Consider the following 2186-nt stretch of genomic DNA (forward strand, 5'->3'; position numbering starts at 1 on the left):
GGGTGGTGTGAGAGCGCTGAGGTAGGGATTTTCCCTACCTTTCGCTACTCGATTATGCCCATTATGTTAGTTGTTAATTTCTTCTAAATACCAGTTTTCTTGTAATTTAATTTTATGATCTTCAATAAAACTTTCTATTCTATTACTGCTTGTATAGACAAAGTTTAAGTCTGGTAATGCTCCTCCCATGAATCCTTTTTTAATGGGGAATCTAATGATCATTACATTATTGGAATCTATCTCTACCCAGACATTATTTTCAGCTTTAGAAACATAGCCTATATCTTGAGGAATGCTAATTTTTATATTTTTATATTTTTGGTTGCTTTCTTTAGATTCAAGAATATAGTTTACGGCCTTTATTCTATTCTGCAAATGCCAGTTGAAATCAATCTTTATTATTAATTTACTTAAGAATGGTAAAAGAAAGAAAGTAGCTATAATCAAAAGAAATGGAACAAAGGAAAAGATTTTGTTTTGCGTAAATCTTTGTATGCCATTGACTAGATGCATGATGAATAAAAAGAAAAATCCAAGAGGCAGTACTACAAAGTTTAATAATACAACAATGGAGTTTGAGTAGCAATATTCAAGTATAGCACCAACTGCTACTGTTACTGCAAAGATGAGGGTCCATTGTATATCTTTCTTCATTTATATTGGGCATAATGGCCACAGCTAAACAGCGGCGTGGCTCTTGCTTAGGTTTTGTGGGTGGGCGAGCCGCTGATTATTTAGCCGATGTTGCCTGCTGTTGTTTCCTTTTTATTATTTATCAATTCAATCAAAATCGTTGTATTTTCAATTGTGTTCAACCAATCTATCATCTGCGTTTTGTTGTAGTTATGCTTTAGTTCTTTTTCGCCTTTCTCCGTCAGTTCAAACTTGGCATACGTCCCATTATCAAAGTAATGGGTTACACTTAAATTACCATTATTAATCAAGTTACCGATTATTGAACTTACCTTCAAATTGGTTCTATCGAAAAGAGTTGTTAGTCCATATATCCCTTTCAATGAAGGATAATAATGAATCAAAAAAAGTATAAGTGTCTCAATCAATTTTGTTAATGTCTTTTATAGCAGGCAATGGACAACGCTAAACAGCGGCGTGCTTCTTGCTGAAGATTTGTGCGTGGGAGAGCCGCTGATTTTTTAGCCGATGTTGCCTGCTGTTATATTTTCTTCATTTGTGGCTTGAGCTTATCGTAAAACTCTCTAAATCCTTGCTCATCTTCCGGATTAGTTATTCCCGGAAAACCACAGTTTTCAAAACAAATTCTTAAATAATCGATAAAAGTGGTGTTATTTGGTTCGTTTATTAAGTCACTATCTATACTTGGCTCCTGAGTTATTTTAAGGGAATATGGAGGGCCTCCACTAACATTATCTTTATGTAAATCATCGGCTGCTAACTCTAAAAAAGCAAAACCATAATCTTCATCATCAACATATTGTCTTATATCTTCTTGCCAATCATCATCGCTTATCATTGAGACAAGTCCATCAAGACTCACAATTTGTATGGGGTCTGCCACTGGCCATCTAATCTCATCATTAGTTTCATAATCCCAAACAAAATTGACTCCGCCTACAATTTTGTAGAAATATTTTAAAGATATGGGGACAAAACCAAACGGTTCAACAGCTTTATCCAACTGCTGTAGTAAGCTACCTGTATCAGGCAATGGTTTATGAAGTGGACGCTCGAAGTTTCCCTCAAATTGGGTTTTGAACAGATAATCTATCTTATTCAATTCTTCATAAAGTATTTCAAGATTGTAAGCTACTCTTTGAAATGTCTCTATCAAAACTTTCTCTATATCAGCAAAGATAGTTGGCTGGAAAGCTTTATTACCTAAACTCAGAATTTCTTCATAGACAGCTTCGGTCTCTCCATTTAAGTATCTTTCGTAATATGTCATGTAATTTAATCTTTATATAGCAGGCAATGTCTCAAAGCTTCTCGCATACTAGCCTACTGCGGTGTAGCCTTGAGCTAAGCAAGGGCTAGTTGGAGATAGAAGCTGGTGTTACCGGTATTTATTCTTTATTCGTCATACATAGTCACTAAGTACAATAAGCCAACCTATCCCTAAGGCTATTAAACCTATAGCTAGTAATATCCTGTAGTGAACCTGCTACCTTTGACTAGACGGTAAGTTAAGCGAAAATAATTATCTTAAC

3 protein-coding genes are annotated in these 2186 nt (G+C 35.0%); all 3 read right to left on the reverse strand.

Translation table 11 applies throughout. The annotated features are described in order from the left end of the window. Positions 1 to 66: 66 nt before the first annotated feature. The 3 genes from Q0590_RS37085 to Q0590_RS37095 all read right to left on the reverse strand — a co-directional run bounded on the left by Q0590_RS37085 (position 67) and on the right by Q0590_RS37095 (position 1924). The gene (locus Q0590_RS37085; protein ID WP_302042738.1) at positions 67 to 654 is read right to left on the reverse strand and encodes a hypothetical protein; all 588 of its coding nucleotides are present in this window, start codon (positions 652 to 654) and stop codon (positions 67 to 69) included. Positions 655 to 734: 80 nt separating this feature from the next. Next, positions 735 to 971 carry a hypothetical protein gene (locus Q0590_RS37090; protein WP_302042739.1) on the reverse strand — a complete coding sequence of 79 codons (237 nt, stop codon included), beginning with the start codon at positions 969 to 971 and terminating at the stop codon, positions 735 to 737. Positions 972 to 1174: 203 nt separating this feature from the next. Continuing rightward, a complete protein-coding gene (locus tag Q0590_RS37095) occupies positions 1175 to 1924 on the reverse strand; it encodes a hypothetical protein (RefSeq protein ID WP_302042740.1) in 750 nt (249 codons plus the stop codon). Positions 1925 to 2186: the final 262 nt, after the last annotated feature.

It is taken from the genome of Rhodocytophaga aerolata, from assembly GCF_030503435.1.
Lineage (GTDB): Bacteria > Bacteroidota > Bacteroidia > Cytophagales > 172606-1 > Rhodocytophaga > Rhodocytophaga aerolata.